The sequence below is a fragment of the Gordonia sp. DT101 genome, from assembly GCF_049844895.1.
GTDB lineage: Bacteria > Actinomycetota > Actinomycetes > Mycobacteriales > Mycobacteriaceae > Gordonia.
Genome location: NZ_JBNCLX010000009.1, coordinates 16,325 through 43,174, shown reverse-complemented (window position 1 = coordinate 43,174; position 26,850 = coordinate 16,325). Strand labels below are relative to the sequence as shown.

26 protein-coding genes are annotated in these 26,850 nt (G+C 66.2%); 15 read left to right on the top strand and 11 right to left on the bottom strand.

Translation table 11 applies throughout. The features are described from left to right. Positions 1 to 32: 32 nt before the first annotated feature. A complete protein-coding gene (locus tag ACLQ3I_RS22405; protein ID WP_425804881.1) occupies positions 33 to 950 on the top strand; it encodes a hypothetical protein in 918 nt (305 codons plus the stop codon). 101 nt (positions 951 to 1,051) lie between these two features. Here the strand turns inward: ACLQ3I_RS22405 and ACLQ3I_RS22400 are convergent, their stop codons facing one another. From ACLQ3I_RS22400 to ACLQ3I_RS22390, 3 genes are all read right to left on the bottom strand, one after another. Further along, complete coding sequence (locus tag ACLQ3I_RS22400) at positions 1,052 to 1,906, bottom strand: class I SAM-dependent methyltransferase (RefSeq protein WP_425794827.1); 855 nt, start codon at positions 1,904 to 1,906, stop codon at positions 1,052 to 1,054. Between the two features lie 5 nt (positions 1,907 to 1,911). Next, entirely contained in the window at positions 1,912 to 2,997 is a 1,086-nt protein-coding gene (locus ACLQ3I_RS22395; protein ID WP_425804879.1) for a class I SAM-dependent methyltransferase, read from the bottom strand. A 63-nt stretch (positions 2,998 to 3,060) separates the two neighbouring features. Then, the gene (locus tag ACLQ3I_RS22390; RefSeq protein ID WP_425804877.1) at positions 3,061 to 3,606 is read right to left on the bottom strand and encodes a 2'-5' RNA ligase family protein; all 546 of its coding nucleotides are present in this window, start codon (positions 3,604 to 3,606) and stop codon (positions 3,061 to 3,063) included. A gap of 207 nt (positions 3,607 to 3,813) precedes the next feature. On the opposite strand from ACLQ3I_RS22390, the gene rpsA reads away from it, so the two are divergent. The 5 genes from rpsA (at position 3,814) to ACLQ3I_RS22365 (ending at position 9,121) form a co-directional block, all read left to right on the top strand. Then, positions 3,814 to 5,280 carry a 30S ribosomal protein S1 gene (rpsA, locus tag ACLQ3I_RS22385; RefSeq protein WP_425794823.1) on the top strand — a complete coding sequence of 489 codons (1,467 nt, stop codon included), beginning with the start codon at positions 3,814 to 3,816 and terminating at the stop codon, positions 5,278 to 5,280. 136 nt (positions 5,281 to 5,416) lie between these two features. Beyond that, positions 5,417 to 6,655: a zinc metallochaperone AztD gene (gene aztD / locus ACLQ3I_RS22380; RefSeq protein WP_425804875.1), complete on the top strand. Its 1,239-nt coding sequence runs from the start codon at positions 5,417 to 5,419 to the stop codon at positions 6,653 to 6,655. 53 nt (positions 6,656 to 6,708) lie between these two features. Then, positions 6,709 to 7,902 carry a dephospho-CoA kinase gene (coaE, locus tag ACLQ3I_RS22375; protein WP_425804873.1) on the top strand — a complete coding sequence of 398 codons (1,194 nt, stop codon included), beginning with the start codon at positions 6,709 to 6,711 and terminating at the stop codon, positions 7,900 to 7,902. Positions 7,903 to 8,047: 145 nt separating this feature from the next. After that, positions 8,048 to 8,461 (top strand): hypothetical protein, encoded by a 414-nt coding sequence (locus tag ACLQ3I_RS22370; protein ID WP_425804870.1) that lies wholly within the window; start codon positions 8,048 to 8,050, stop codon positions 8,459 to 8,461. A 288-nt stretch (positions 8,462 to 8,749) separates the two neighbouring features. Next, positions 8,750 to 9,121, top strand: coding sequence for a hypothetical protein (locus ACLQ3I_RS22365; protein ID WP_425804867.1), 372 nt, complete (start codon positions 8,750 to 8,752; stop codon positions 9,119 to 9,121). A 72-nt stretch (positions 9,122 to 9,193) separates the two neighbouring features. Here the strand turns inward: ACLQ3I_RS22365 and ACLQ3I_RS22360 are convergent, their stop codons facing one another. Continuing rightward, entirely contained in the window at positions 9,194 to 9,721 is a 528-nt protein-coding gene (locus ACLQ3I_RS22360; RefSeq protein ID WP_425804864.1) for a DUF402 domain-containing protein, read from the bottom strand. A 76-nt stretch (positions 9,722 to 9,797) separates the two neighbouring features. Here ACLQ3I_RS22360 and uvrB point away from each other — a divergent pair, with 76 nt between their 5' ends. Both uvrB and ACLQ3I_RS22350 read left to right on the top strand, forming a co-directional pair. Beyond that, a complete protein-coding gene (uvrB, locus tag ACLQ3I_RS22355; RefSeq protein WP_425804862.1) occupies positions 9,798 to 11,960 on the top strand; it encodes an excinuclease ABC subunit UvrB in 2,163 nt (720 codons plus the stop codon). 171 nt (positions 11,961 to 12,131) lie between these two features. Next, complete coding sequence (locus tag ACLQ3I_RS22350; protein WP_425794815.1) at positions 12,132 to 12,575, top strand: universal stress protein; 444 nt, start codon at positions 12,132 to 12,134, stop codon at positions 12,573 to 12,575. A gap of 43 nt (positions 12,576 to 12,618) precedes the next feature. Here ACLQ3I_RS22350 and ACLQ3I_RS22345 read toward each other — a convergent pair whose 3' ends face one another. The 5 genes from ACLQ3I_RS22345 to ACLQ3I_RS22325 all read right to left on the bottom strand — a co-directional run bounded on the left by ACLQ3I_RS22345 (position 12,619) and on the right by ACLQ3I_RS22325 (position 17,806). Next, positions 12,619 to 14,937 (bottom strand): HelD family protein, encoded by a 2,319-nt coding sequence (locus ACLQ3I_RS22345; RefSeq protein ID WP_425794814.1) that lies wholly within the window; start codon positions 14,935 to 14,937, stop codon positions 12,619 to 12,621. Next, complete coding sequence (locus ACLQ3I_RS22340) at positions 14,934 to 15,458, bottom strand: hypothetical protein (protein ID WP_425794813.1); 525 nt, start codon at positions 15,456 to 15,458, stop codon at positions 14,934 to 14,936. Before ACLQ3I_RS22340 ends, ACLQ3I_RS22345 begins: the two co-directional genes overlap by 4 nt. 197 nt (positions 15,459 to 15,655) lie before the next feature. Further along, on the bottom strand, positions 15,656 to 16,720 hold the full coding sequence (locus tag ACLQ3I_RS22335) for a DoxX family membrane protein (RefSeq protein ID WP_425804859.1): 1,065 nt from the start codon (positions 16,718 to 16,720) through the stop codon (positions 15,656 to 15,658). 130 nt (positions 16,721 to 16,850) lie between these two features. Next, positions 16,851 to 17,534 (bottom strand): MBL fold metallo-hydrolase, encoded by a 684-nt coding sequence (locus ACLQ3I_RS22330; RefSeq protein ID WP_425794809.1) that lies wholly within the window; start codon positions 17,532 to 17,534, stop codon positions 16,851 to 16,853. Positions 17,535 to 17,566: 32 nt separating this feature from the next. Continuing rightward, positions 17,567 to 17,806, bottom strand: a complete 240-nt coding sequence (locus ACLQ3I_RS22325) for a hypothetical protein (RefSeq protein WP_425804856.1) — start codon at positions 17,804 to 17,806, stop codon at positions 17,567 to 17,569. Positions 17,807 to 18,440: 634 nt separating this feature from the next. Between ACLQ3I_RS22325 and uvrA the strand changes: the two genes are divergently transcribed. Next, a complete protein-coding gene (uvrA, locus tag ACLQ3I_RS22320; RefSeq protein ID WP_425794805.1) occupies positions 18,441 to 21,323 on the top strand; it encodes an excinuclease ABC subunit UvrA in 2,883 nt (960 codons plus the stop codon). A 57-nt stretch (positions 21,324 to 21,380) separates the two neighbouring features. Here uvrA and ACLQ3I_RS22315 read toward each other — a convergent pair whose 3' ends face one another. Both ACLQ3I_RS22315 and ACLQ3I_RS22310 read right to left on the bottom strand, forming a co-directional pair. After that, positions 21,381 to 21,713, bottom strand: a complete 333-nt coding sequence (locus ACLQ3I_RS22315) for a PspA domain-containing protein (protein ID WP_425794803.1) — start codon at positions 21,711 to 21,713, stop codon at positions 21,381 to 21,383. Positions 21,714 to 21,746: 33 nt separating this feature from the next. Beyond that, entirely contained in the window at positions 21,747 to 22,172 is a 426-nt protein-coding gene (locus tag ACLQ3I_RS22310) for a DUF1844 domain-containing protein (protein WP_425794801.1), read from the bottom strand. 236 nt (positions 22,173 to 22,408) lie between these two features. On the opposite strand from ACLQ3I_RS22310, the gene infC reads away from it, so the two are divergent. The 6 genes from infC (at position 22,409) to pheS (ending at position 26,847) form a co-directional block, all read left to right on the top strand. Beyond that, a complete protein-coding gene (infC, locus tag ACLQ3I_RS22305; protein WP_425794849.1) occupies positions 22,409 to 23,068 on the top strand; it encodes a translation initiation factor IF-3 in 660 nt (219 codons plus the stop codon). Positions 23,069 to 23,175: 107 nt separating this feature from the next. Continuing rightward, positions 23,176 to 23,370 (top strand): 50S ribosomal protein L35, encoded by a 195-nt coding sequence (rpmI, locus tag ACLQ3I_RS22300; protein ID WP_161058883.1) that lies wholly within the window; start codon positions 23,176 to 23,178, stop codon positions 23,368 to 23,370. Positions 23,371 to 23,444: 74 nt separating this feature from the next. Next, positions 23,445 to 23,825 carry a 50S ribosomal protein L20 gene (gene rplT, locus ACLQ3I_RS22295; protein ID WP_005178731.1) on the top strand — a complete coding sequence of 127 codons (381 nt, stop codon included), beginning with the start codon at positions 23,445 to 23,447 and terminating at the stop codon, positions 23,823 to 23,825. A gap of 34 nt (positions 23,826 to 23,859) precedes the next feature. After that, positions 23,860 to 24,657 (top strand): TrmH family RNA methyltransferase, encoded by a 798-nt coding sequence (locus ACLQ3I_RS22290; RefSeq protein ID WP_425794797.1) that lies wholly within the window; start codon positions 23,860 to 23,862, stop codon positions 24,655 to 24,657. A 91-nt stretch (positions 24,658 to 24,748) separates the two neighbouring features. Then, positions 24,749 to 25,654, top strand: a complete 906-nt coding sequence (locus tag ACLQ3I_RS22285; protein ID WP_425804854.1) for an esterase/lipase family protein — start codon at positions 24,749 to 24,751, stop codon at positions 25,652 to 25,654. Between the two features lie 161 nt (positions 25,655 to 25,815). Then, on the top strand, positions 25,816 to 26,847 hold the full coding sequence (pheS, locus tag ACLQ3I_RS22280; RefSeq protein ID WP_425805002.1) for a phenylalanine--tRNA ligase subunit alpha: 1,032 nt from the start codon (positions 25,816 to 25,818) through the stop codon (positions 26,845 to 26,847). Positions 26,848 to 26,850 lie beyond the last annotated feature (3 nt).

The window sequence follows — 26,850 nt, the reverse complement described above, 5'->3', positions numbered from 1 at the left end:
AGCCGGACGGCCCAGCGCTGCGTCCAATCACCATGAGCGAACTCTTCCATATCGAGCAGGCACTGACCCGTCAGGAGTTGGCCGCGCGTGGCCACACCGAATACGACGTCCGGCGTGCAGTCGAGGCAGGCCACCTCGAGTCGCTGGCTCGGGGCGTGTTCATCACGCCGACCTTCCTCGACGGTAGCCGTGAGCAACGACATCGGGAGGTCGCGATCGCCCGCCTGCGGACGGCCCGGCGTTCCGGCCGAGCCTTGGCGGCCGTATCCGGTGCGTCGGTCCTCGGCCTTCCGGTGTGGGGGCTGGACACGCGCCAAGTCGTCATGGTGGACCAGACCCGATCGCCCGGTTCCCGTTCCTCCGGCGCGGTCAGGCTCGTGACGGACGGACGTCCCCCGGCGACAACCGTCGTCGCCGGGGTGCTGGTGACATCACCGGCGCGCACAGTGGTCGACATCGCCCGCACGTCGAATCGGGTCCCGGCGATCGCCGTCGGAGACGCCGCGCTGCACGCCGGACTGTGCAGCGTCGACGAACTGCAGAACGAACTCGACCTCATCTCGAAGATGACCGGGGCGGCCCGAGCGCGGCTGGTGGTGTCGGAGCTCAACGGACTCGCCGAATCCGTATTGGAGTCACGCAGCCGGATCGAGCTCGTCGATCGCGGTCTGCCGATGCCCGAATTACAGGTCAACCTGTACGACAACTGGGGGCGGTGGATCGCTCGCGTCGACTTCTACTGGCGTGAGCATCGGACCGTCGGCGAGGCCGATGGCGAGTCGAAGTATGCCGGACAGAGCGGAGTTGCGGTGTTGCGCAAAGAGAAAGGCCGCTCCGACGCGATCGTCGAGGCAGGTAACCGGGCGATCCACTGGGGGTGGTCGGACGTCGACGAAGCGGACGGGCTCGCTGCCCGGGTCCGGCGGCTGATCGCACCGGCGGCCGCCTGAACATCCACCTGGACTCGGTTACACCACCTTGGTTCGGAACCAGGGTGGTGTCATCGAGGCGAGGTGGCTGCGGCCGAGGCACACGCCTGACCCGCCGTCAGCTACGGCTTACGACAACAGAAGATCGCGGTCCCCGGGAAGTACTGACCACGGAAAGGACTCCACTGGCCCCACTCCTTGTCGAATCCCTCGGGCCATTCCGGTTCCACGATGTCGTCGAGAAGCAGACCGGCGGAACGGATCTCGCGTACCCGGTCGCCGACTGTCCGGTGGTGTTCGACGTAGGTGATCGACCCGGTGTCGTCGGCCTCCGTGTAAGGCGTGCGATCGAAGTACGGGATGTGCACGACGAGCCCGTCGGGGCCCGGGTCATCGAGGAACATCCAGCGCATCGGGTGATTGACAGCGAACACCCATCGCCCACCGGGCCGTAGGACCCGGGCCACCTCGGCCATCACCCCGGCCGAATCCGCGACGAACGGAACAGCGCCGAACGCCGAACACACGACGTCGAAGGATTCGCCGGCGAACGGCAGCGACTCGGCCGTCGCCTGGACGAGTGGGACGTGCATTCCGTCGGCGGCCATCGCGGCCAGCCCGATGCCGAGCATCCGTCGGGACAGGTCGACCCCGACCACCCGAGCGCCCTGCGATCCGAGCCATCGGGAGCAGGGCGCCGAACCGCAGCCCACCTCGAGGATGTCGCGGCCGGCGACGTCGCCGAGCAGTCCGACGTCGGCTTCGCGGAGACCCTCTGGGCACCAGACGAAATCACCACCGGCGGCGAAGGTGCCCAGGAAATCGCCGTGCTCGGCGTGGTAGTTCTCGGCATCGTGGTCCCACCACCACCGGTTCGCGCGGTCACTTGTCGTCGAATCGACGCTGCCCAGCACACGCGGGGGTCGTGCCCCGCTCGGCTGGGCTGAATCCGATCGGCCGGGTTCGTCCTCGATCATCGGCCTCAGTGTGTCACGAGTTCGTAGAACCTGAAGAAGCTGAAGTCCTCGATCGGGAGGACGTCCACCCGAGTGAACCCGGCCTCGCGTGCGTAGGACGTCAGCGTCGACCGTCTCATCACGGTCCCCGTCGCCGCCGAGGGTGGCGAGCTCATCGAATCGGGCAGGCACACGAACAGCGAGAACCCGTACATGATCTTGTCCAGATCCTCTGCGGGACCGGCGAATTCATCCGACACCGCTTCGTCCATGACGACCATCGACCCACCCGGCGCAAGCGAAGCACGAGCTGCCGACAACACCTCCACAGGACGGGGCATGTCATGCAGGCACTCGAAGGCGAAAGCGGCATCGAAGGGGCCCCGGGCGGACGCGTCCGCGCCGTCGGCGAGCAGGAACTCCACCCGATCCGCGACACCCGCATCGGATGCGGTGCGGCGGGCCATCTCCACCGATTCCGCGTCGATGTCGAGTCCGACGAACGTTGCCTCAGGATAGGCATTCGCGAGCGCGACGGTGGAGTGTCCGCCGCCGAACCCGATGTCGGCGATCCGCGCACCCGGCCGCGACAGCCGGCTGTGCAGGTGTTCGACACCGGCCAGCGCGGGTGCGAGTTGCCGGTCGAACCACGGCCGGTTCATCCCGGCCTGGGATTCGCGCGCGTCCACGCCGAGTCGCTCCCAGCTGACCCCGCCGCCGGTGCGATAGGCGTCCAGCAACTCGGGCAGGTGAGTGAACGAGGCCGCGAACATCTGGGGGAGCGTGCCCAGAAACGAGAGGCTGGAGGTGTCGGTGAGGACCTCGGCGACTCCCGGCGAGATCGAGAACCGCACGGGGTCGGCACCCAGGTCGGCGTCGAGGATGCCGAACGCGGCCTGCATCTCCACCCATTCCTGCGCGTAGCGCGGGTGCGTGTCGCTGTGCTCGGCGAGTTCGTCGGGGGTGAGGGGGCCGTGCTCGACGAGGGTGGCGTACCAGCCGAGCCGATCACCCAGGTAGACGCTCATCGTCTCCGCGGTTGCCAGCGCCGAGGCGAACAGACGTCCCGCGAACTCGTCGGCGGTGACGACGTTCCGCGGTGATGTGGTCATGCATCAATGATGCGCCGGTGCCGCCGACGAGGGCCAGCACTGATTTCGCTGGTCATTCGTTTGTCAGCAGGCGCGTCCACCCAACACGAACTCGGTCTTCGCGTCGCCGTCCCAATGCCGCAGTCCGACGAACGAACCGTCGATGGTGGCGCGGGAGTCGAGTGCGGCGAGCGCGCGGCCGAGTTGATCCGGGTCCAGTCGGCGGGCGAGCGTCACGTGGGGCGTCCAGTATCCGGGTGTGCTGTGCGCCATCGTCGTCGGTTCCCCGTCGCCGAGGTGATCGGTGAGCAACCGGATCGCCTGGGCGTGCACTGACAGCAGTTCGGTCGATGGGACGACGATCCGCGCGAGGGTGGTGCGAGAACCCTGGGCGAACAGGATCGGTGCCCCGATCGTGGCGGCGAACGGCAGTCGCAGACTCGCCGGGGCCAGGGCCGCGTCGGCCGCCCCGGCGATGCGCTTCGCGGCCACGAGCGTCACGTGTGGGCGGTTGCTGCCGGACCGTATGGTGCTCTGGTTCGGCAGGCCGGCACTGTCCAGCGTGTGCCATTCGTCACGTATGTACTGGTCAGAGGCCTCGTCGAGGAGCAATTCGAGCGAATGGACCATGCGTCGACCTCCTTGTGGCACGTATTTGCCCAGTACAGCGGCCCTGGAGTACGCTTGCTCACGCGCGTGTGCTCGATAACGCGCGGTTCAGCATGCCAATCCGGTGGACGACTGCTCGTCGGTCGAATCGCACGGAGGCGGTCCATGCCGTTCCACAGACTCGAAAAAACTGTACCTACTACACACCTGTCCGGAGCAACGCAACATATGTCGTCCCCCACGATCACCTCGCCGCAAGTAGCCGTCAATGACATCGGCTCGGCCGAGGACTTTCTCGCCGCCATCGACTCCACGATCAAGTACTTCAACGATGGCGACATCGTCGAGGGCACCATCGTCAAGGTCGATCGTGACGAGGTTCTGCTCGACATCGGTTACAAGACCGAAGGCGTCATCCCTTCCCGTGAACTCTCGATCAAGCACGACGTCGACCCGAATGAGGTCGTCAACGTCGGTGACGAGGTCGAGGCTCTGGTCCTCACCAAGGAGGACAAAGAAGGCCGCCTGATCCTGTCCAAGAAGCGCGCCCAGTACGAGCGGGCCTGGGGCACCATCGAGGAGCTCAAGGAGAAGGACGAGGCCGTCAAGGGCACCGTCATCGAGGTCGTCAAGGGCGGCCTGATCCTGGACATCGGCCTGCGTGGCTTCCTCCCGGCGTCGCTGGTGGAGATGCGTCGCGTGCGCGACCTCCAGCCGTACATCGGCAAGGAGATCGAGGCCAAGATCATCGAGCTCGACAAGAACCGCAACAATGTGGTCCTGTCGCGTCGTGCATGGCTCGAGCAGACCCAGTCCGAGGTGCGCAGCGAGTTCCTGCACCAGCTCCAGAAGGGCCAGGTCCGCAAGGGCGTCGTGTCCTCGATCGTCAACTTCGGCGCGTTCGTCGATCTCGGCGGGGTCGACGGTCTGGTGCACGTCTCCGAGCTGTCCTGGAAGCACATCGACCATCCGTCCGAGGTCGTCGCGGTGGGCGACGAGGTCACCGTCGAGGTCCTCGACGTCGATCTCGATCGCGAGCGGGTGTCGTTGTCGCTCAAGGCGACCCAGGAAGATCCGTGGCGTCAGTTCGCACGTACCCACGCGATCGGCCAGATCGTCCCGGGCAAGGTCACCAAGCTGGTGCCGTTCGGTGCGTTCGTCCGCGTCGACGAGGGCATCGAGGGCCTGGTGCACATCTCCGAGCTGGCCGAGCGCCACGTCGAGGTGCCGGATCAGGTTGTCTCCGTCGGTGACGACGCGATGGTCAAGGTCATCGACATCGACCTGGAGCGTCGCCGGATCTCGCTGAGCCTCAAGCAGGCCAACGAGGACTACACCGAGGAGTTCGACCCGTCGAAGTACGGCATGGCCGACAGCTACGACGAGCAGGGGAACTACATCTTCCCCGAGGGCTTCGACGCCGACACCAACGAGTGGCTCGAGGGCTTCGAGAAGCAGCGTGAGGCATGGGAGGCCCGCTACGCCGAGGCCGAGCGTCGCCACAAGATGCACACCGCGCAGATCGAGAAGTTCGCCGCTGCGGCCGCCGAGGCCGAGAATGCACCGTCGGACTACTCGTCGGCATCTGAGGGCCGCGCGCCCAGCAGTGCCAGCGCTCCCGCATCGACCGGTGGCTCGCTCGCCAGCGACGAGCAGCTCGCCGCACTTCGCGAGAAGCTTTCGGGTAACGCCTGATCAGCGGTTCGTAGTTCCACACAAGCTCCCCGGCTCCTTTTGAGCCGGGGAGCTTTGTCATGTCCGGGCCGGCCGCCGAGCCGGCGCAATCATAAGTTGTTGACAATAATTTTCATCAACACGTTGACTGTCCCGCGTGCAATCACAACGGACAAAACTGACACAGGTCGTCGCGATGGTTGTCGCGTCGTCGTTCGCCCTGACCGCCTGCGGTCCCGGCTCGGAAGAATCGACGGCCGCCAGCGGTGCGCCGGCGAGTTCGGCGCCGGTCGAAGAGCAGAGCGCGACACCGCGTCTGGCGTTGAGCTACGACGGTGGCATCCTCGTCCTCGATGCCGAATCGCTGCAGCAGATCGCCGACATCCCGACCGACGGATTCATCCGTCTCAACAGCGCCGACAACGGCCGCCACGTGTTCGTATCGGAGGCAGGCGGATTCCGTGTTCTGGACATGGGCACCTGGACGCGGCAGCACGGTGACCACGGGCATCATTACACGACACCTCCGACGATGACCGACATGCGTTTCGGCGGCGAGGAGCCGGGCCACGTCGTACCGCACGATGCCCGCATCACGTTGTTCACCGACGGCACCGGCGAGGTCGACATCGTCGAGCCGGCAGAGTTGCTGCGGGGCAACGCGAAATCCTCCGAGTACACCGCGCCGGAGCCGCATCATGGCGTCGCCGTGTCGCGCGGTGACGGTTCACTGGTGGTGACGTCGGGCAACGAGGAGACCCGCAGCGGGATTGTCATCCTGGACAGGGATCGCACGGAGATCGCCCGCAACGATCAGTGTCCCGGTGTCCACGGCGAGACCGCGGCCGCCCACGGAGTGCTGACGTTCGGCTGCGAAGACGGCATCCTCATCGTGCGCGGCAACGAGATCCAGAAGGTGCACAGCCCGGACGCCTACGGCCGGATCGGCAATCAGGTCGGCAGCGCGGACTCCGCTATCGTGCTGGGTGACTACAAGACCGACAAGGACGCAGAACTCGAGTCCCCGAACCGATTCACACTCACGGATACGCGGACCGGCCAGATGCGCGTCGTGACGCTCCCCGCGAGTTACAGCTTCCGGTCCATCGAGCGTGGTCCGAGCGGCTCAGCGGTGATCCTCGGCACCGACGGCGCGCTCCATGTGTACGACCCGGTCACCGGCGCCGAGATCAAGAAGATCGACGTGATCGGCGCGTGGACCGAGCCCGACGAATGGCAGGCGGCGATGCCGAACGTACACGTCCAGGATGGCATCGCCTACGTCGCGGATCCGACTGCCAAAGCAGTGGTCGCAGTCGATCTCGTGACAGGGGAGAGGCAAGGGCAGGCCGACTTGACCAGGTCGACGATCGAACTCACGGGCGTCACCGGCTGACCCGGGGGGCGGCCCGGCGGAACCGGCGTCGTGCGGTTTGCGAGACTGGTCGGGTGATCAGACTCGGGCTGTCCGGCGGCATCGGTGCCGGGAAATCGACGGTGGCGAAGACCTTCATCGAACGCGGCGGGTACCACATCGACGCGGACAAGATCGCTCGTGAAGTGGTCGAGCCCGGGACACCCGGATTGGCTGCGTTGGTGGCGGCGTTCGGCGACGACATCCTCGCCGACGACGGCACCCTCGACCGGCCGGCGCTTGCGGCCAAGGCATTTGTCGACGAGAAGCAGCGCACCAAGCTCAACTCGATCACGCATCCGCTGGTCGGGAAGCGCACCCAGGAACTCCTCGATGCCGCTCCCGACGACGCGATCGTCGTGCAGGACATCCCCCTGCTGGTCGAGGGGAACATGGCCCCGTTCTTCCATCTGGTCGTGATCGTGCACGCGGACGCGGAGGTGCGGATTGCGCGGTTGACCACGGCACGTGGCATGCCGGAAGCCGACGCCCGGGCCCGGATCGGAGCGCAGGCCACCGATGAGCAGCGGCGTGCGGTCGCCGACGTGTGGCTCGACAACTCGGGTACACCGGAGGATCTCGCCGCCGCGGCCGCCGCGCTGTGGGACGACCGTCTGGTGCCCTTCGATCAGAATGTCCGGTCCCGGACCAGGGTGCGGGGTCCGCTGACGCTGGCAGACCCGAACCCGGCGTGGGCTGCCCAGGGGGCTCGCATCGTGAACCGATTGTGGGCGGTGGTCGGGGACAAGGCCACGGCCATCGACCACATCGGCTCCACGGCAATCCCCGGACTCGCCGCGAAACCGACGATCGACGTCCAGGTCACCGTCGCCGACCTCGGCGTGGCCGATGCACTCGTCGACGTGCTCGCCGACGGCGGGTTTCCGCGCGTCCCCGGCATCGAGGGCGACCGTCCCAAGCCCGACCCGGCGACCGGTTCGGTCGACGAAGGGCTGTGGGGGAAGCGTTTTCACGGCTCGGCGGACCCTGGCCGTCCGGTCAACGTGCATGTACGGCCCGCCGGTTCGCCGGGCGGCGCGTTCGCGATCGACTTCCGTGACTGGCTGCGGGCCGATGATGCTGCACGTGACGAGTATGCCCAGATCAAGAAGACGGCCATGGCCGGGGCGGACGGTGATCTCGACCGCTACGTGGGAACGAAGGAACCGTGGTTCGACGACGCCTATCGCCGTGTCGCCGAGTGGAAGCGCGGGAGCTTCGACGGGTAGCTGTCCCGTGATCGGATGAACTCTGGATACGTTCGTGGCCAGATATGCCGCTTCGTCCGGCTGTGGGTGTCGAGCTTTGCTAGCGTGAAGCCCGCACCTGACAGGTGCGACCTACGTCACTGCTCTGAGTCGAGGGAGAACAGCCATGGGTGTATGCACGAGAGGTCGCGCCGTGTCGGCGGCCGTCGCGTTCGTGAGTATCGCCGCAGTGGGTGCCGTGCTGGCCGCACCGGCGAACGCGGCGCTGACCGAGGATCTGCAAATCGACAACTCGGCCCTGCTCGGATCGGTCGGGGAGAATCGGTACGGCGCGGGATGCGGGTATGGCGTCATCGCGACCACCGACGGCTCCGCGGACCCGGTTCAGTTCACGGTCACCGGCACGGTGGCCGGCTCGAAGTCGGTCACCCCGAACGACAACAAGGCGGTCTACAGCTGGATTCCGCTGCTGCCGGGCAAGTACACGATCACCGCCAAGCAAGGTAATTCGACGAAGACCACGGGCGAGCTCACCGTCGTGCAGGCGTTTTACACCGGTAGCTCCTGCGTCATCCTGTAATTCGGTCAGGTACCGCCCGGGTGTGCGGAACCGTCGGCGGGCTGCAGCTCGGGCGAGATGAACTCCGTGGATCCACTTGGGGATCTCGAACTCTGGAAGTTGCCGATCCGCGGCAACTGTGGAATACCTGAGATCGGTCGTGAATATCTGGGATACGGCCGCATCCACAAACCTCAAGGAGATCATCGTATGGCTTTCACCAAGTGACGTCGTATTGTCGGAGCCGCCACCGCGCTCGTCGGCGCCGGAGCGGCAGTTCTCGTCATGGCCGCGCCGGCGAGCGCCGCTGTGACAGATCTGAAGATCACCACGCCCTCGGGTTACGGCTCCGTGGCGGATCGCTACGGCACGGGGTGTGAGTACGACGTCGAGGCCACGATCAACAACACGACGCCTAAGGGCAACGTGCAGTATTTCATCGCGGACCCAGACGGGATCGGCTCTCCCAAGACAACCAAGGCGGTCGGCACGAAGGCCACGTTCACCTTCACGCCCGACAAGCCCGGGACGTGGACGATCAAGGCACGCCAGGCCGACAACGTGAACAGTTCGAAGCAGATCACGTGGGTCACGAAGACGGTCCAGGTCGGCCAAGGATTCGAGATCCCCGACACCGGGTCCGTGAAACTCCCGTTCAGCGGATGTGTCGTGCTGCCCTGATGAACGCCTGATCATCTGACTGATGAATCGGGGCGCCGCGGACGATGGTCCGGGCGCCCCGATTCGTGTTCGCTACGAGTGATCCCGGAAGAACACCGACCCACCGGCGGCCGCGTCCAGCCAGGCCTGGACGTCGTGACCGTGTTCGGCGGCACCCACGAGGGCGCGGGTCGCGATCGCGACCGCCTCTTCGCATTCGCCGGTCCCCAGCAGGCCCGCGGTGTGTGCATCGAACAATTCATCCACGTCGATCAGTGCGAGTGGATGGCCGGGAACGTCGACGAGGTCGAGATACCAGTCCTCGGCAAGCCAGCGGCCGTCGTGGTCGGGCCAACCGAACCGCCCGACATCCAGATAGAGGCGCTGGCCGTCGCGATGGCCGACGGTGAAGTGGAAGATGTTCGCCCGCAGCCCGAGGTCGGGCAGCAGCCATGACTCGAGGTGGAAGAACCGGGGATGATCGGCCGGCCGGGACATGTAGAGGCCGTGATCGGTGATCTCATAACGTTCGACCGGCCGGACGAAACCCTTGTTGTCGGTGTTGGTCATCGCCGGCACGTCGAAGACCTCCCGCTTGGGCGGATGCGGAGCTCCCGTCATGCCCGACACCCTATGTCGCGGCGGCCGACGCCGCCGACGGAACACAACTGTCGTACCGCGCGTTTACCCTGGCACTATGGCTTTTGCAGCAGAACATCCGGTACTCGCGCATTCCGAGTTCCGGCCGATCGGGGAGATCGAGCGCACCGAAGGCCGGTTCGAGGTGATCAGCGAGTACAAACCGGCCGGCGACCAGCCCACCGCCATCGCCGACCTCGAACGCCGGATCGCGGCGGGTGAGAAGGACATCGTCCTGCTCGGTGCCACCGGTACCGGTAAGTCGGCCACCACGGCGTGGCTCATCGAGCGGATTCAGCGTCCGACCCTGGTGATGGCGCCGAACAAGACTCTCGCCGCGCAGCTCGCGAACGAGCTGCGCGAGATGCTGCCCAACAACGCCGTCGAGTACTTCGTGTCGTACTACGACTACTACCAACCCGAGGCGTACATCGCGCAGACCGACACCTACATCGAGAAGGACTCGTCGATCAACGACGACGTCGAACGCCTGCGGCACTCGGCGACCTCCAATCTGTTGTCGCGACGGGACGTGGTCGTGGTGGCGTCGGTGTCCTGCATCTACGGCCTCGGCACGCCGCAGTCCTACATGGACCGGTCGGTCGAGATGTCCGTCGGTGACGAGATCGACCGGGACGCCCTGCTGCGACTTCTCGTCGACGTGCAGTACACCCGCAACGACACGGCCTTCACCCGTGGCAGCTTCCGCGTGCGCGGCGACACCGTCGAGATCATCCCCTCCTATGAAGAGCTCGCGGTGCGCATCGAGTTCTTCGGCGACGAGGTGGAATCGCTCTACTACCTGCACCCGCTGACCGGAGACGTTGTACGTCAGGTCGATTCGCTGCGGATTTTCCCGGCCACGCACTATGTCGCCGGACCGGAGCGCATGGAGAAGGCGATGAAGGGTATCGAGGAGGAGCTCGAGGCCAGGTTGGCGGAGCTCGAATCGAAGGGCAAACTGCTGGAGGCACAACGACTCCGGATGCGCACCTCGTACGACCTGGAGATGATGCGGCAGGTGGGTTTCTGCTCCGGTATCGAGAACTACTCGCGACATATCGACGGTCGCTCCGCGGGCAGCGCGCCGGCAACCCTCATCGATTACTTCCCGGACGACTTTCTCATGGTCATCGACGAGTCCCATGTGACCGTGCCACAGATCGGCGGCATGTACGAAGGTGACATGTCGCGCAAGCGGAATCTCGTCGACTACGGGTTCCGGTTGCCGTCGGCGGTCGACAACCGACCGCTCACGTGGGACGAGTTCGTCGACCGGATCGGACAGACGGTGTACTTGTCCGCGACGCCGGGCCCGTATGAACTCGGCCAGGCCAACGGCGAATTCGTGGAACAGGTGATCCGGCCGACCGGTCTGATCGACCCGGAAGTCGTCGTCAAGCCGACCAAGGGACAGATCGATGACCTCGTCCACGAGATCCGGGAACGCACCGAGCGTGACGAGCGTGTCCTGGTGACCACGCTGACGAAGAAGATGGCCGAAGACCTCACCGACTATCTGCTCGAGCTCGGGATCCGGGTGCGCTACCTGCATTCCGAGGTCGACACCTTGCGTCGCGTCGAACTCCTCCGTCAGTTGCGATCCGGCGAATACGACGTGCTGGTCGGCATCAACTTGCTCCGCGAGGGCCTCGACCTGCCCGAGGTGTCGTTGGTCGCCATCCTCGACGCCGACAAGGAAGGTTTTCTGCGGTCCACGACCTCGCTGATCCAGACCATCGGACGTGCCGCCCGCAACGTGTCCGGTGAGGTCCACATGTACGCGGACAAGATCACCGATTCGATGCGCAACGCGATCGACGAGACCGAACGCCGCCGGGAGAAGCAGGTCGCCTACAACACGGAGATGGGGATCGACCCGAAACCGTTGCGCAAGAAGATCGCCGACATCCTCGACCAGGTCTATCGGGAAGCCGAGGACGAGGCGGTCGCGGTGGGTGGCTCGGGTCGCAACGCGAGCCGGGGGCGCCGGGCCCAGGGCGAGGTCTCCAAGGCCAGGGGCGGCAGCGCCGGGGTCATCGAGAAGCGCGACACGTCGTCGATGCCGCGAGCCGAACTCGCCGACCTGGTGGCTCAGCTCACCGATCAGATGATGAGTGCCGCGCGCGACCTGCAGTTCGAACTCGCGGGCCGGCTGCGCGACGAGATCGCCGACCTGAAGAAGGAACTCCGGGGAATGGACGCGGCCGGTATCAAGTGACCCGCGACCAGCGGTGGGTGGTGGATCGCAGCCCCGCGCGAAATGTGCGGATAACCACGAAGTGCGGACAAACCGGCACGCCGCCAACTACTCTGCCGGATCAGGGGTTCTACAGTGTGGGGATGACACCTGCCTCGTGACTGCGGGGCAGACTGACTCGTGGAGGTTGGGATGAGCGCATACAAGACGGTCGTCGTGGGCACCGATGGCTCTGAGTCGTCGTTGAGGGCTGTCGATCGTGCGGGGGCGTTGGCAGGCGAATCGGCTTCGCTGGTCATCGCGTGCGCGTACTTTCCGAACGATCGCGGAGCGGGCGGCGCGGCCGATGTGCTGAAGGACGAGGCATATCAGATCACCGGATCGTCGCCGACCGAAGAGATCCTGCGCACCGCCAAGGAGCGTGCGACCAAGTCGGGGGCCGGCAACATCGACGCCCGTTCGGTCAAGGGAGCGCCGGTCGACGCTTTGTTGCAACTGGTCGCCGACGTCAACGCGGATCTGCTGGTCGTCGGAAACCGCGGCTTGAACTCGATCGCCGGGCGACTGCTCGGCTCGGTTCCGGCCGACGTCGCACGAAAGTCGGCCTGCGACGTACTGATCGTGCACACGACGTAGCGATAACCGCGCGATCACCGACAAGCGAACGCCCTCGACACCGTCACCAGGTGTCGGGGGCGTTCGTCACGTCGCGCAACTCCTCGGGCAGATCGTCGGAGTGGACCACCGTCAGCCGTTGCGTCGCCCGGGTCAGTGCCACATAGAGATCCGAGTAGCCGCGTGGCGAGTCGGCGATGATCGCCGCGGGTTCGACCACCACGATGTTGTCGAACTCGAGGCCCTTGCAGGCGCCGACGGTGAGTACGCGGGGTGGTGAATCGATGTCGGTCGTCTCGGCCACCACATCGTCGTGGAGCCGTGCGGGCACGATCACCGCTGTCACACCGGTGAGTTCGGGTCGCCCTGCCGCCTCGACGGCGATCTGTGCACGCTTGGCGACGTCGGTGTGGATGGCGACCGGTTCGATCCCGTTGCTTCGCAACGACGTCGGTGGGGACTGCGTCGGACTGATCTGCGCGAGCATGCGTGTCGCATAGGTCATGATCTCTGCCGGTGTCCGGTAGTTGACGGTCAGTTCACGCAGATGCCAGCGGTCTGCGACATACGGTGACAGAACATCACCCCACGATCGCGTGCCGGCCAGGTCGCCGGTCTGCGCGGTGTCGCCGATGATCGTCATCCACCGGTTCGGTATGCGGCGCATCACCATTCGCCAGGCCATCGCCGACAACTCCTGCGCCTCGTCCACGATGACGTGCCCGAAGGCCCAATTCCGGTCGCCGTGTGCGCGTTCGGCGGTGGTCAGCCGCTGAGTCTCGGTCTGGCGGGCCGCCAACTGTTCGGCGTCGATCAGGTCGTAGGCCATCAGGATTTCCGGATCGAGCTCGTCTTCGAGATCTTGCGGCGCGGAGCCGGTGAGGATGTCCAGCGCGTCCTGGGCGTCGGCGAGTTGACGGCGCCAGCGTTCACGTTCCGCGCGCTCGGCGTCATCGGTGCCGTAGCCGATCAGCTCCGCGAGCTCGTCGAGCAGCGGGACGTCGGCGGGGGTGAGATCACCGCCATCCTTTCGGGGCCGGGGTGACGTGCGGTGCAGTGCGTTGCGATCCTCGTCGGACCAGCCGGGGGAGGCCTTCCGAATCGCGGCGGAGTCGGCGAGCAGCTCGCGCAGCATCGCCTGCGGCGTCAACGACGGCCAGTAGCGCAGCAGTGCACGGCGGATCTCGGGATCCTGGTTCATCTCGTCGCGGATGTCCGCGATGTCGGCGCCGCTGAGCAATTGGGAGCCGTCGAGCAGACTCGAGCCGATCGTGCGGGCATGGGCCTGCGCCAATCCGTCCAGCGCGGCGCGGAGGAAGACCGGTTGCGCGAGGTTGTGTGCGCGTCGGGAACTCCGCGCCTTGGCTCGTGCCGTCTTGATCAGTGCGGAGTCGATCATCACCCGATAGGTGTCGAAGTCCACCGGAACGGGCTTGGGTGGCAGCGACTGCCGGGCTCGCACCGCACGCTTCAGCAGTTCCACCATGCGTGGATCGCCCTTCACCGCTGCGGCGTGGCGGGTTTCGGTCGCGGCCGCGTGGACGCCGGGATAGAGGTCGCCGATGGTGGAAAGCAGCACCCCCGACTCGCCGAGTGACGGGAGAACCTGACCGATGTAGGTGAGGAAGTCGTCATTGGGACCGATGATCAGAATACCGCTGCGCGACAGGATGTCCCGGTGGGTGTACAGCAGGTACGCGGCCCGGTGCAGGGCTACGGCCGTCTTTCCGGTTCCGGGTCCACCCTGGATCACGGTGACCCCCCGATGTGAGGATCGGATGATCAGATCCTGCTCGCGCTGAATCGTCTCGACGATGTCGGTCATCTCGCCGGTGCGGGCGGCGTTCAGCGCCGCCACCAGCGCGGTCTCGTTGACCACGTCCCCGTGCCCGACGTCGTCGGGGGAGGCGTCGCCGAGAGTCAGGTACTCGTCGTTGACCGCCCGCACGTGCCTGCTCCGGGTCCGGACATGCCGTCGTCGGTCCACCTCCTCCGGTGCGGCGGGCGTGGCCAGGTAAAACGGGCGTGAGAGAGGTGCCCGCCAATCGAGAAGCAGCGTGGTGTCCGCGTCGTCGTCGTCGAGGACACCGATACGGCCGATCCGCCGGATCTCACCGTCGTCGAGGTCGAGTCGGCCGAAGTAGAGATTGTGTTCGGCGGCATCGAACTTGGCGAGATCGTCGGTGTAGAGCCGCTCATAGGATTCGCGTTCCGACCGTGCCTGCGGGGTGCCACCCTTCTCGCGCAACGTCGACGAGAGGCGGCGCTGCGTATTGGCGCGCATGCGATCCAGCCGCCCATAGACCTGGTCGAGGTGGGCCTGTTCCTCGGTGACCCGCGAGTCCACGTCGGTCTCAGGGTGTTCCGTGTCTGTCGAACTCACTGTCGTGCCATGCCTTCGCGAGAGCGGGTCGGTGCCAATCCGGCGTCGCGGGCCAGGTCGGCCGACCGCAACGAGGTGGTGATCCGTGCACCCACCGCAGGTTCCGCCAGTCGGTGGCACACGGCGTCCGTGGGTCCGTCCAATGCCGGATGGGCCAGGCGTGCGCCGAGCCATTCGACGGCGTCGCGCTGCGAGCCAAGCGGAAGGGGCGTGGCGGTCTGCGGGTCACCGAGGATGCCGTGTCGGGACACATAGAGCGAGAATGTCTGGGGGACAACGGTTGCTGCAACGACCGGGTGGTCGGCGGTGGAAAGCATCATGCGATCGTAATTCGGTTCGGTGTGGTCGAGGACAGCGGTCTCGTCGTCGGTGAGCCATGCGCCGACGGTATGGAGCTGCGCCCCTGGGGAGAAGTACGGCGCCGCGGGGATGTAGCCCCGTGCGGAGACGTGGGCGGAGTGTCCGACGGCGAGATGGGAGACCGTCAGGCGGACCATCGGCGGGTTGGAGTCGCGGATCACCGCTGCGAGTTTCGTACGCAGGACAGCGGGCGACGCATTGGACCCGACGGCGACGACGAGTTCACGGCCGGCAACGGAATCCGGCCGGAGGAGTTCATCGTCGACGTCGTCGGGTGTCGCCCATGGATAAGCGTGGGCGGGGAATGCCGTCCTGTTGTCGGTGCTGGGCCCGCTCGGGCGGGGGTTGGGAAGAGGGTCTATGAGCGGGCCTCTCGCCAGCGCCGCCGTCCTTCTTCGGCGCCCTCGGCTGCCTTGCCTTTTGCGGTGGTTGCGAGCGTGGATGCCTGATCCGCGAGCTCGGGCGCACGGCTTTTGACGACCTCGGCGGCGTCGGAAGACTTCTCGCGAATGGCTTCGGCCAATTCGGGCGCACGGTCGATGATGCGCTCAGCTGCCTTGTCGGCGCGTTTCTGCAGCTTCTTCGCGGTCTTCTCGGAACGTTTTTGAGCCACCTTGGCGGCCTTGTCCGAACGCTTCTGCGCCACCTCCGCGAAGTCCGCGGAGCGCTTCTGGGCGGCGTCTGCCAGCTCCGGTGCGCGGTGCCGGATGACCTCGGCGGCCTCGACGGACCGGTCGCGTGCCGCCTCGGCGATCTCGGGCGCACGGTGCTTGATGACCTCGGCGGCCTCGACGGAACGCTCGCGAGCGGCCTCGGCGATCTCGGGCGCACGATGTTTGATGACCTCGGCGGCCTCGACGGAACGCTCGCCCAGTACGTGGGCGCCCTCCGCTGAGCGTTCGCGGATCGTGCCCCAGGTCGATTCCGATGCGGCAACGCCGATCGGCAGCGCGGCGGTGATCGCCTGGCTCGCCTCGCCGGCCTTCCGGCGACCACGCCACGCGAGTGACGGCTTGCCCTCGGTGTCGACGGCTGCGATGAGCAGCCCGCCGAGCAGGCTCACGTTCTTGTAGAACTGGGTGCGCTGCCGAGCCCGGACGTCGGGGTCGGTCTCGTCCCAGAATGCGTGTCCGGCCAACGTCGTCGGGACCAGCGAACCAGCCAGACCCAGCGCGGCGAACCGCGGGAACTTGCCGGTCGCCAGAAGGATTCCGCCGCCGAGTTGGATCGCGCCGTTGACGCGCACGAGGATCTCCGGCTCGGTCGGGACGTTGTCGGTGACGCTGTTCGGGAGGGCCTGAACCGATTTGTCGACGAGATCGCGCGACATGTCGGCCCTGGCCTGAGGATTGCGTAGGGCGTCGATGCCGGAGGCAACGAACACTGTGGCCAGCATGGGTCGGGCAATTCGGCGGATCAACATTGACGGCCTCCTCGTGACAGAGCTCGGATGTCCACCCCCGTGTCTTGAGTGGTGAACCTCATCGAGGCTACCGGGCTCGGACAGCGAACGCAGGCACGCGGACGCGAAGTGGCACCGGTGCGCGAGTCGGTCACCAGCCGCGCCGACGCCATTCGGGCAGTGACGGGCGCTCGGCGCCGACGGTGGTGTCCTTGCCGTGTCCGGGGTAGACGGCCGTCGAATCCGGGTATCGATCGAACACCTTCGTGGACACGTCGTCGATCAACGTGTCGAAGTGGCCCGGTTCCCAGGTCTTGCCGACGCCCCCGGGAAACAGGCAGTCGCCGGTGAAGAGATGCACTCCGTCGTCGTCGGTGTACGCGAGCGCGATCGAACCGGGGGTGTGGCCCACGAGGTGGATCGCGTCGAAGGTGAGGTCACCGACCACGACGGTGTCACCGTCGTCGATCAGCCGGTCCGGGGCGATGGGCAGTTCGTGGGCGTCGAGGCGGCCGGCCGCCGTCGGGACACCGAGCTCGCCGGCCACCTCGGCAAGGGCCTGCCAGTGGTCGAAATGCTGATGTGTGGTGAAGATCAGCTTCGGGGTACCCGGCAGCGACCGGACCACCTCGAGGATGCGGTCGGCATCGTTGGCGGCATCGATGATCAGCTGGTCTCCGGTCGCATCGGAGGTGATCACGTACACGTTGTTGTCCATCGGGCCGACGGACATCTTCACGATCGTCGCCGACCCGAGGGTTCGCCGCTGAGGCCGGGGTGACTCCGAGAGATCTCCGGTGTAGCTGTCGCTGAGGGAAACATCTTGGGGGCTCATGGCCGCCAGGTTAGACCCGGTGTGCGCGCGATTCACCCGAGCCCGCTGAACCACCGGACGACCTGCGCGGTTCCGGCGACGTTGGAGCCCAGGTGGCGCGACCCCTCGTGCACTGTCTCGCCGACGTCGATCACCGGAGCACGCACCCCTCGCGAGCGCATGTCCGACACACAGTGGTCGGTGTTCGTCGTGGTCGCCTGTTCGTCGGCGCGGACCTTGTAGAGGCGGATCGGGACCTGCGGCGTCCAGGCCCGACAGACCTCGGCGTCCACGCGGAGGCCTTGCGCTAGCGAGCCGGTCGGATTGCGGGCGTACGGCTGTTGAAAGATCTCCGCGGTACTCCGGTAGATATCGCCGCGCCACTCTGCAGGACCCGCGCAAGACCGAGGTGCTCCCCGCCGTGACGAGCGGTCCACGTTCGGCGTGACCGCGCACCCACGCGGACCGATCCAGCGGTGAGGTCGCCGACCGGCCGGTCGGCATCATGGTGACGATGATCACGACCGTGACGGCCACGAGCGGGATGATCACGCCGGCGACCGATCTCGAAGCCGAAGGCCGTGAGTACGTGCGTGTCATGGCATCCAGGGTCTGATCCCGCACGGCAGAACCGCATCGCTCTCCGGGGTGATCGTGGCCCCTACCGCAGGGTGAGACCGGACACCGGCTTCACGAGGAACAGCGACCGGCCGACGAGGGTATCGTTGAACATCGGTCGTATGACCGCCGAGCGCGCGCATGCGTCGAACACTCCGAATACCAGGGAAGCAATCGAGCCCTCGGATCTTGTCGGTGGTCGTCGTTAGGGTGTGCGCGGTGCGGTCCGGCCAGGCCTGGATCGCGTCCAGCCGGCTCACACACCAGCACCCGAGCGAACGTCGGGTCAGCAACGAATGAGGACTCCAAGTGGTTGACCGTCTCATCGTCCGCGGCGCCCGTGAACACAACCTGCGCGGTATCGACGTGGATCTCCCGCGGGACAGCCTCATCGTGTTCACCGGGCTGTCGGGATCGGGGAAGTCGTCGCTCGCGTTCGACACGATCTTCGCCGAGGGGCAGCGACGCTACGTCGAATCGCTGTCGGCATACGCGCGCCAGTTCCTCGGTCAGATGGACAAACCAGACGTGGACTTCATCGAAGGGCTGTCGCCGGCCGTCTCCATCGACCAGAAGTCGACCAACCGGAACCCGCGATCCACGGTCGGCACGATCACCGAGGTCTACGACTACCTCCGATTGCTCTACGCCCGCGCCGGCCGTGCGCATTGCCCCGAGTGCGGCGCGCTGATCGCCAAACAGACTCCGCAGCAGATCGTCGACCAGGTCCTCGAGATGGACCAGGGTGTGCGTTTCCAGGTACTCGCACCCGTCGTCCGCACCCGTAAGGGCGAATTCGTCGACCTCTTCGCCGAACTCCAGACCCAGGGCTTCTCCCGTGCGCGAGTCGACGGAACCGTCCATCAGCTGACCGATCCGCCGAAGCTGAAGAAGCAGGAGAAGCACGACATCGAGGTCGTCGTGGACCGACTCGCGGTCAAGTCGAGCGCCAAGCAGCGTCTGACCGACTCCATCGAGACCGCGCTACGCCTCGCCGACGGCATAGTCGTCCTCGACTTCGTCGATCTCGACGAGTCGGATCCTCATCGGGAACGCCGGTTCTCCGAACGCATGGCGTGCCCGAACGGGCACCCGATCGCCATCGACGATCTCGAACCGCGGTCGTTCTCGTTCAACTCGCCCTACGGCGCCTGCCCGGAGTGCGACGGCCTCGGTATCCGCAAGGAGGTCGACGAGGAATTGGTGGTTCCCGATCCCGATCTGTCGCTGGCCGACGGTGCAATCGCCCCGTGGTCGGGAGGGCACAATGCCGACTACTTCCTGCGGCTGATGGGTGGCCTGGCCGATCAGATGGGCTTCGACGTCGACACCCCGTGGCGGAAACTGCCCGCCAAGGCGCGCAACGCCATCCTCAACGGCAGCGACCACCAGGTCCATGTGAAGTTCCGCAATCGCTACGGGCGGACCCGTTCGTACTACACGGAATTCGAAGGCGTGCTGTCGTTCCTGGCCCGGCGCATGGACCAGACCGAGTCCGAGCAGATGAAGGAGCGATACGAGGGGTACATGCGCGACGTACCCTGCCCGGCCTGCCAGGGCGCGCGCCTGCGGCCCGAGATCCTCTCCGTCACGCTCGACCATCCGACCTTCGGACCGAAATCCATCGCCGAGGTGTGTGCGCTGTCGGTGTCGGAATGCGCCGATTACCTCAACGGCCTGGAACTCGATGCGCGTCAGCAGGCCATCGCCGGACGGGTTCTCAAAGAGGTCCAGGCCCGCATCACGTTCCTCCTCGACGTCGGGCTCGAGTACCTGTCGCTGTCGCGGGCGGCGGGCTCGCTGTCGGGTGGTGAGGCGCAGCGTATTCGGCTGGCAACCCAGATCGGCTCCGGTCTCGCCGGCGTGCTCTACGTCCTCGACGAGCCATCGATCGGGCTCCATCAGCGCGACAATCGGCGTCTCATCGAAACCCTCACGCGCCTGCGGGATCTCGGGAACACCCTGATCGTCGTCGAGCACGACGAGGACACCATCCGCTCGGCGGACTGGATCGTCGACATCGGGCCACGAGCGGGCGAGCACGGTGGCGAGGTGGTGCACAGCGGCAGCTACAAGGATCTGCTGCGCAACCGCCGATCGCTGACGGGCGCCTACTTGTCCGGGCGGGACTCGCTGCCGGTGCCGGCGATCCGACGACCCATCTCCCGGCGCAAGCAACTCACCGTCGTCGGTGCGCGTGAACACAACCTGCGCGGGATCGACGTACCGTTCCCGCTCGGCGTGCTCACCGCGATCACCGGGGTCTCCGGCTCGGGGAAGTCGACGCTCGTCAACGACATCCTCGCGACCGTGCTGGCCAACAAGCTCAACGGTGCGCGACAGGTACCCGGGCGGCACACGCGTGTGAAGGGTCTCGATCACCTCGACAAGCTGGTCCAGGTCGACCAGTCGCCGATCGGCCGCACACCGCGCTCGAATCCGGCGACCTACACCGGCGTCTTCGACAAGATCCGGACGTTGTTCGCCGCGACCACCGAGGCGAAGGTGCGCGGCTATCAGCCCGGCCGGTTCTCCTTCAACGTCAAGGGCGGGCGCTGCGAGGCCTGCACCGGTGAGGGCACGATCAAGATCGAGATGAACTTCCTCCCGGATGTCTACGTGCCGTGCGAGGTGTGCCATGGCGCGCGGTACAACCGCGAGACGCTTGAGGTCCACTACAAGGGCAAGACCATCTCCGAGGTCCTCGACATGCCGATCGAGGAGGCCGCCGAGTTCTTCGAGCCGGTCACGTCGATCCACCGCTATCTGAAGACGCTGGTCGACGTCGGGCTCGGGTACGTGCGACTCGGCCAGCCGGCGCCGACGCTCTCCGGTGGCGAGGCGCAGCGCGTGAAATTGGCCGCCGAACTCCAGAAGCGCTCGACCGGTCGGACGGCCTACATCCTTGACGAGCCGACCACCGGCCTGCACTTCGAGGACATCAAGAAGCTGCTCGGGGTCATCAGCGGGCTGGTCGACAAGGGCAACACCGTCATCGTCATCGAGCACAACCTCGACGTCATCAAGACGGCAGACTGGGTCATCGACATGGGCCCCGAGGGTGGAACGGGCGGCGGCACAGTAGTGGCAGAGGGAACGCCCGAAGACATCGCGGCGGTCCCGGAGAGTCACACCGGGAAGTTCCTGGCCGACATCCTCGAGCTCGATGAGGACGTGGCCTCGGCGGGCTGAATCCGCTTTGTAGCAATAGTCCGCGTGCAGTGCGGACTATTACTACAAAACCGGGTGTCAGCCCTTGCCCATCGACTTCCGGATCTCGTCGAGCTTCTTCTTGGCCGCCTCGTCGCGTTTGCGCATCATCTCGTCGACCTGCTGCCCCTCGGGCGACGCCTCTGCCAGCTCCTCGGAGCCGATCGCCGTGGCGACCCGGTTCTCGATCTTGTCGCGGACGAAGTCGAAGGTCGGTACACCCGACTGGTCGTAGCCCGGGTCGGGGATTGCCGCGCCTGTGACGAAACCCGGCGGCGCCGGCACCGACGTCGGTGATGCTGGTTCCGGCAGAACAACCTCGGCGTCGACGACGTCGGGCTGGGGCTCCTCGCGCTTGTCCGGGTTCACCACTCCAGCCTACGTCGCGCCCACGAGCGCGATGGTCTATCGGCGTGGCGCGCGGACCGGCCCCGTGTACTTCTCGCCAGGGCCCTCGCCCGGCTCGTCCGGATGCGCGCTCGCCTCGCGGAACGCCAGCTGGAGGCCCTTGAGGCCGTCGCGGATCGGGGCCGCGTGGATGCCGAGATATTCGGTGGAGGCCTGCACGAGGCCGGCCAGCGAGGTGATGAGCCGTCGCGCTTCATCGAGGTCGACGGAGTCCTCGTCGGCTCCCTCGGCCAGACCCAGTTTCTCGGCGGCCGCGCTCATCAGCAGCACGATCGCCTTGGTGACCACCTCGATGGCCGGAATATCGGCCAGGTCGCGGACGTTGTCGATACCGGTCTGCTCCGGACCGATGATTCCCTCGCCACCGTCAGCGTTGCCCTCACCGGGTATCTGTGCAGGTGACGAATAGGAGTTCTCGGTCATGGCTGTTAGACTCCCATAGCACGACCGCCCCGGTTTGCGCCGGGGTCGCAAGTGGAGTTCCGCTCCCACCGTCACGACGCGGTTTCACCCGCAGTTGTACGGTCCGGTTCATACCGAGGTCTCGCCGCTTTGAGCAGCGCAGATTCGTCGGTCCGACATGTGCGTCGGAGAACCGGTCGGTAACGGAGCCCTGCGGACGCCATCAGCGTCGCGGGGCTCTTCTGCTGGAGAGCCACCTGCTTGCGCATCCCAGCGATCCTGGGCCGCGGTCACCAGAGAACACTGATCTAGGAGGCCCCATCAGCACTGAGACCCGCATCAACGAGCGCATCCGCGTCCCTGAGGTCCGACTCGTCGGACCGAACTCGGAGCAGGTGGGCATCGTGCGTGTTGAAGATGCGCTTCGCCTGGCCATCGAGGCCGATCTGGACCTGGTCGAGGTCGCCCCCGACGCACGGCCACCCGTGTGCAAGATCATGGACTACGGCAAGTTCAAGTACGAAGCCGCGCAGAAACAGCGCGAATCGCGTCGCAACCAGCAGATGACCGTCGTCAAGGAGCAGAAGCTCCGCCCGAAGATCGACGACCACGACTACGAGACCAAAAAGGGTCACGTCGTACGGTTCCTCGAGGCCGGGTCCAAGGTGAAGGTCACCATCATGTTCCGTGGTCGCGAGCAGTCGCGCCCCGAGCTGGGCTACCGACTTCTGCAGCGCTTGGGCAACGACGTCGCCGACTACGGCTTCATCGAGACCTCCGCCAAGCAGGACGGCCGGAACATGACGATGGTGCTGGCACCGCACAAGGGTGCGAAGACCCGACAGAAGGCCCAGCAGGGCCGCGACCGTGGACCGCGCCCCGACGGCGCCGCGCAAGACGCCGAGACCAACCAATAGCGAAGGGGGATGGGTAACACCATCCGCCACTGAGCACTGACCATCAGCGCGCGAGAACCACCCGGTGACCACGGGTGGGCTTCCGCTCGCTCGAACGAAGGAAGAACATGCCGAAGAGCAAGACCCACAAGGGCACCGCGAAGCGATTCAAGGTGACCGGTAGCGGCAAGATCGTTCGCCAGAAGGCCAACCGTCGCCACCTCCTGGAGCACAAGTCGTCGCGCCGTACTCGCCGTCTCGACGGGATCGCCGTCGTGAGCGAGAACGACACTCCGCGCATCAAGCGGCTCCTCAACCGCTGACGCCGACCGAAGACTGCGCCCCGCCGCCGGAGGCCGGGGACCCGAAGACATCTGACGAACAAAGGATTTGAGACATGGCACGCGTGAAAAGGGCGGTGAACGCCCAGAAGAAGCGTCGTTCGACCCTGGAGGCCTCCAAGGGTTATCGCGGACAGCGTTCGCGTCTGTACCGCAAGGCGAAGGAGCAGCAGCTCCACTCGATGACCTACGCCTACCGGGACCGTCGCGCCCGCAAGGGTGAGTTCCGCAAGCTGTGGATCGCGCGTATCAACGCCGCGGCTCGCGCCAACGACATCACCTACAACCGCTTCATCCAGGGCCTGAAGGCCGCCGGAGTCGAGGTGGACCGCAAGGTGCTCGCCGACATCGCCGTCACCGACCCGGAGGCCTTCACCGGTCTCGTCGAGGTCGCGCGCAAGGCGCTGCCGGCCGATGTGAACGCGCCCGCTGCCTGACGCCGGCGCGTCTGACGACATTCCACGACCCGTGATGGAAGTTCTCACCGAACGTTCATCGCGGGTCGTGTCGTATGCGAAGCTGCACCGTTCGTCGGTGCGCCGCTCCGAGGGACGTTTCCTCGTGGAGGGTGCCAATGCCGTCGAATCGGCACTCGCAACCCGCAGGGCTCAGCGAATCCTGGTGCGCGACGGCGACGTCGATCGATTCGCTGCGCTCGTCGACTCCGCACACACGGGCGGCCTCCCCGTCGAGATCCTGTCCGAGCGAGCGGTGGCCAAGCTGACGGAGGCCACCACCGCTCCCGGGGTGTTCGCCATCTCCGCGCTGCTCGATCGACTCCTCCCGGACGTGCTGGACACATCGGCGAGCCTGCTGGCCGTCGCGGTGGAGCCGCGTGAGCCGGGCAACCTCGGCACCCTCATCCGATGCGCCGATGCGATGGGCGCCGACGCGGTGATCCTGCTCGGCGACTCGGTGGATCCGCACAACGGGAAGTGTGTGCGGTCCTCGGCGGGCAGCGTGTTCCATGTGCCGATCGTGCGCGAGCGCGACATCACCGCAGGCCTAGCCGCGATCCGGGATGCCGGCGTCGCGGTCCTCGCCACCGCTGCCGACGGCGAGATATCCCTCGACGACGCCGACGGTCTGCTCGCCGCGCCGACCGCCTGGCTTTTCGGCAACGAGGCACACGGTCTTTCCGACGAGGTCGCGGCGCGTGCCGACCACCGGGTGTCGATCCCGATCCACGGCCGCGCGGAGAGTCTCAACCTCGCTGCCGCAGCCGCGATCTGCCTGTACGCCAGCGCACGAGTGCAGGCGCGTAGCTGATGGTGAGCGTGCTGCCCAATCGTTGATCGACTTCGGTGGAACTGGGTTAGCGTTACGTCACTGTTGTCTGGGCGTCAGGGGCTGGAACATCGTGGTTGCGCGACATCGGTTGTGGGCGGCAATTGCCGTGTGTGTTGTCGGTGTGGTGGTCGGGTCCGCGGTTGCGGCACCAGCGAGCGCCGCACCGATGTATCCGGTCAACTACAACATCGCGGCGGCACTCGCCACCGGGACGTTCGACGCCGACACACCTGCGCCAGGGGTCGACAAACCGCACTGCCGCAGTACAAACCACCCGGTCCCGGTCGTGTTGGTGCACGGGACGATGACCAACCAAAACGCCAGCTGGCAGGCGATCGGGCCCGAGCTGGCCAACAACGGGTACTGCGTGTACTCGACGACGGTGGGCCGGCTGCCGTACAGCAACGGATTCGGCGGCGTCGACAAACTGGAGAACTCGGCAACGGAACTGGCCGCATTCGTGACGAAGGTGCGGAAGTGGACCGGAGCGCCGAAGGTCGACCTGATCGGGCACTCGCAAGGAGCGGCGATCAACCTGACGTACCTCGACAAGAACCAGGGATACAAGAATGTCGCACGCGTCGTCGGACTTGCGGGCGCAAATAACGCCCCGGAGTTCTGGAGTGGTATCGCCGGAGCGATACCGGGCGCACAAGAGCTTCTCGCACTAGGGATTCCGGCGGCGTCTGACCTTCTCAGTCCGGCGTCGTTCAGATTCACCCCACGCACCTACCCGGGCATCGAGTACGTCAACATCGTCAGCAGGTACGACGAACTCGCCATACCCAAGGATGTTGCGTTCCTGCCCCCGGGGCCCAACGTCCGGAATCTGTTCGTCCAGTCATTCTGTCCGGACAGTCATGTCGGGCACCTCGGCATGATCGCCGATCCGGGCGTGACGCGGATTCTGCTGAACGAGCTCGATCCGGGCAACCGGAAGCCGATGACGTGTGCGGGGTTCGGAATCCCGTTCTGAGAAGCCGATCCATCGCCTACCTGCGGCGCAAGCCGTCACCACGGTCGACTACGCTGGACCGTCGAGAGTTCTCCTGTCTCGTGAGACGGGGTAGACGGACACCAGGACGAGAAACGAGGAGATCGCCGACCGTGGCCAGCCCTGCCGACGACGCCCAAGAGATGCGGTTCCCCGAACCGCACGAACTCGATGCCGCGGCCGCGGCCGCCGTCGCCGCGTTCGAGGCGGCCGCAGACCTCGACGAACTCGCGCACGCCAAGACCGCGCATCTCGGTGATCGGTCGCCGATCGCACTCGCTCGCCGGGCGTTGGGCGCGATCCCCAAGGACCAGCGTTCGGCCGCCGGAAAGACGGTCAACGAGGTCCGCGGGCGGGTCACCGCGGCATTCGACCTCCGGACGGCGACGTTGCAGGCCGAGCGTGACGCAGCCGTGCTGGTCGCCGAGGCCGTCGACGTCACGTTGCCCAGCGGCCGCCGACGCGTCGGTGCCCGTCACCCGATCACCGTGATCGCCGAGCAGGTCGCCGATGTCTTCATCGGGATGGGCTGGGAGGTCGCCGAGGGGCCGGAGGTGGAGACCGAGCACCACAACTTCGATGCGCTCAACTTCCTGCCCGACCATCCGGCTCGTTCGATGCAGGACACCTTCTACATCGCACCCGAGGGCTCACGGCAGGTGCTACGGACGCACACGTCTCCGGTGCAGGTGCGGTCCATGCTGAGCCGCGACCTGCCGATCTACGTCGCATGCCCCGGGCGGACGTTCCGTACCGACGAACTCGACGCCACCCATACGCCGGTCTTCCACCAGATCGAGGGACTGGCCGTCGACAAGGGCCTGACCCTGGCCAACCTGCGCGGCACCCTGGAGGTCTTCGCCCGGGCCCTGTTCGGTCCGGAGACCACCACCCGGATGCGGCCGAGCTACTTCCCGTTCACCGAGCCGTCGGCGGAGGTGGACGTCTGGTTCCCCGGCAAGAAGGGCGGAGCCGGTTGGGTCGAGTGGGGCGGCTGCGGCATGGTAAACCCGAATGTGTTGCGCGCCAGCGGAATCGATCCCGATGTCTATTCGGGATTCGCCTTCGGGATGGGCCTCGAACGAACCCTGCAGTTCCGCAACGACATCTCCGACATGCGTGACATGGTCGAGGGGGACATCCGTTTCACCGTCCCGTTCGGCCCGGCGGTCTGACCG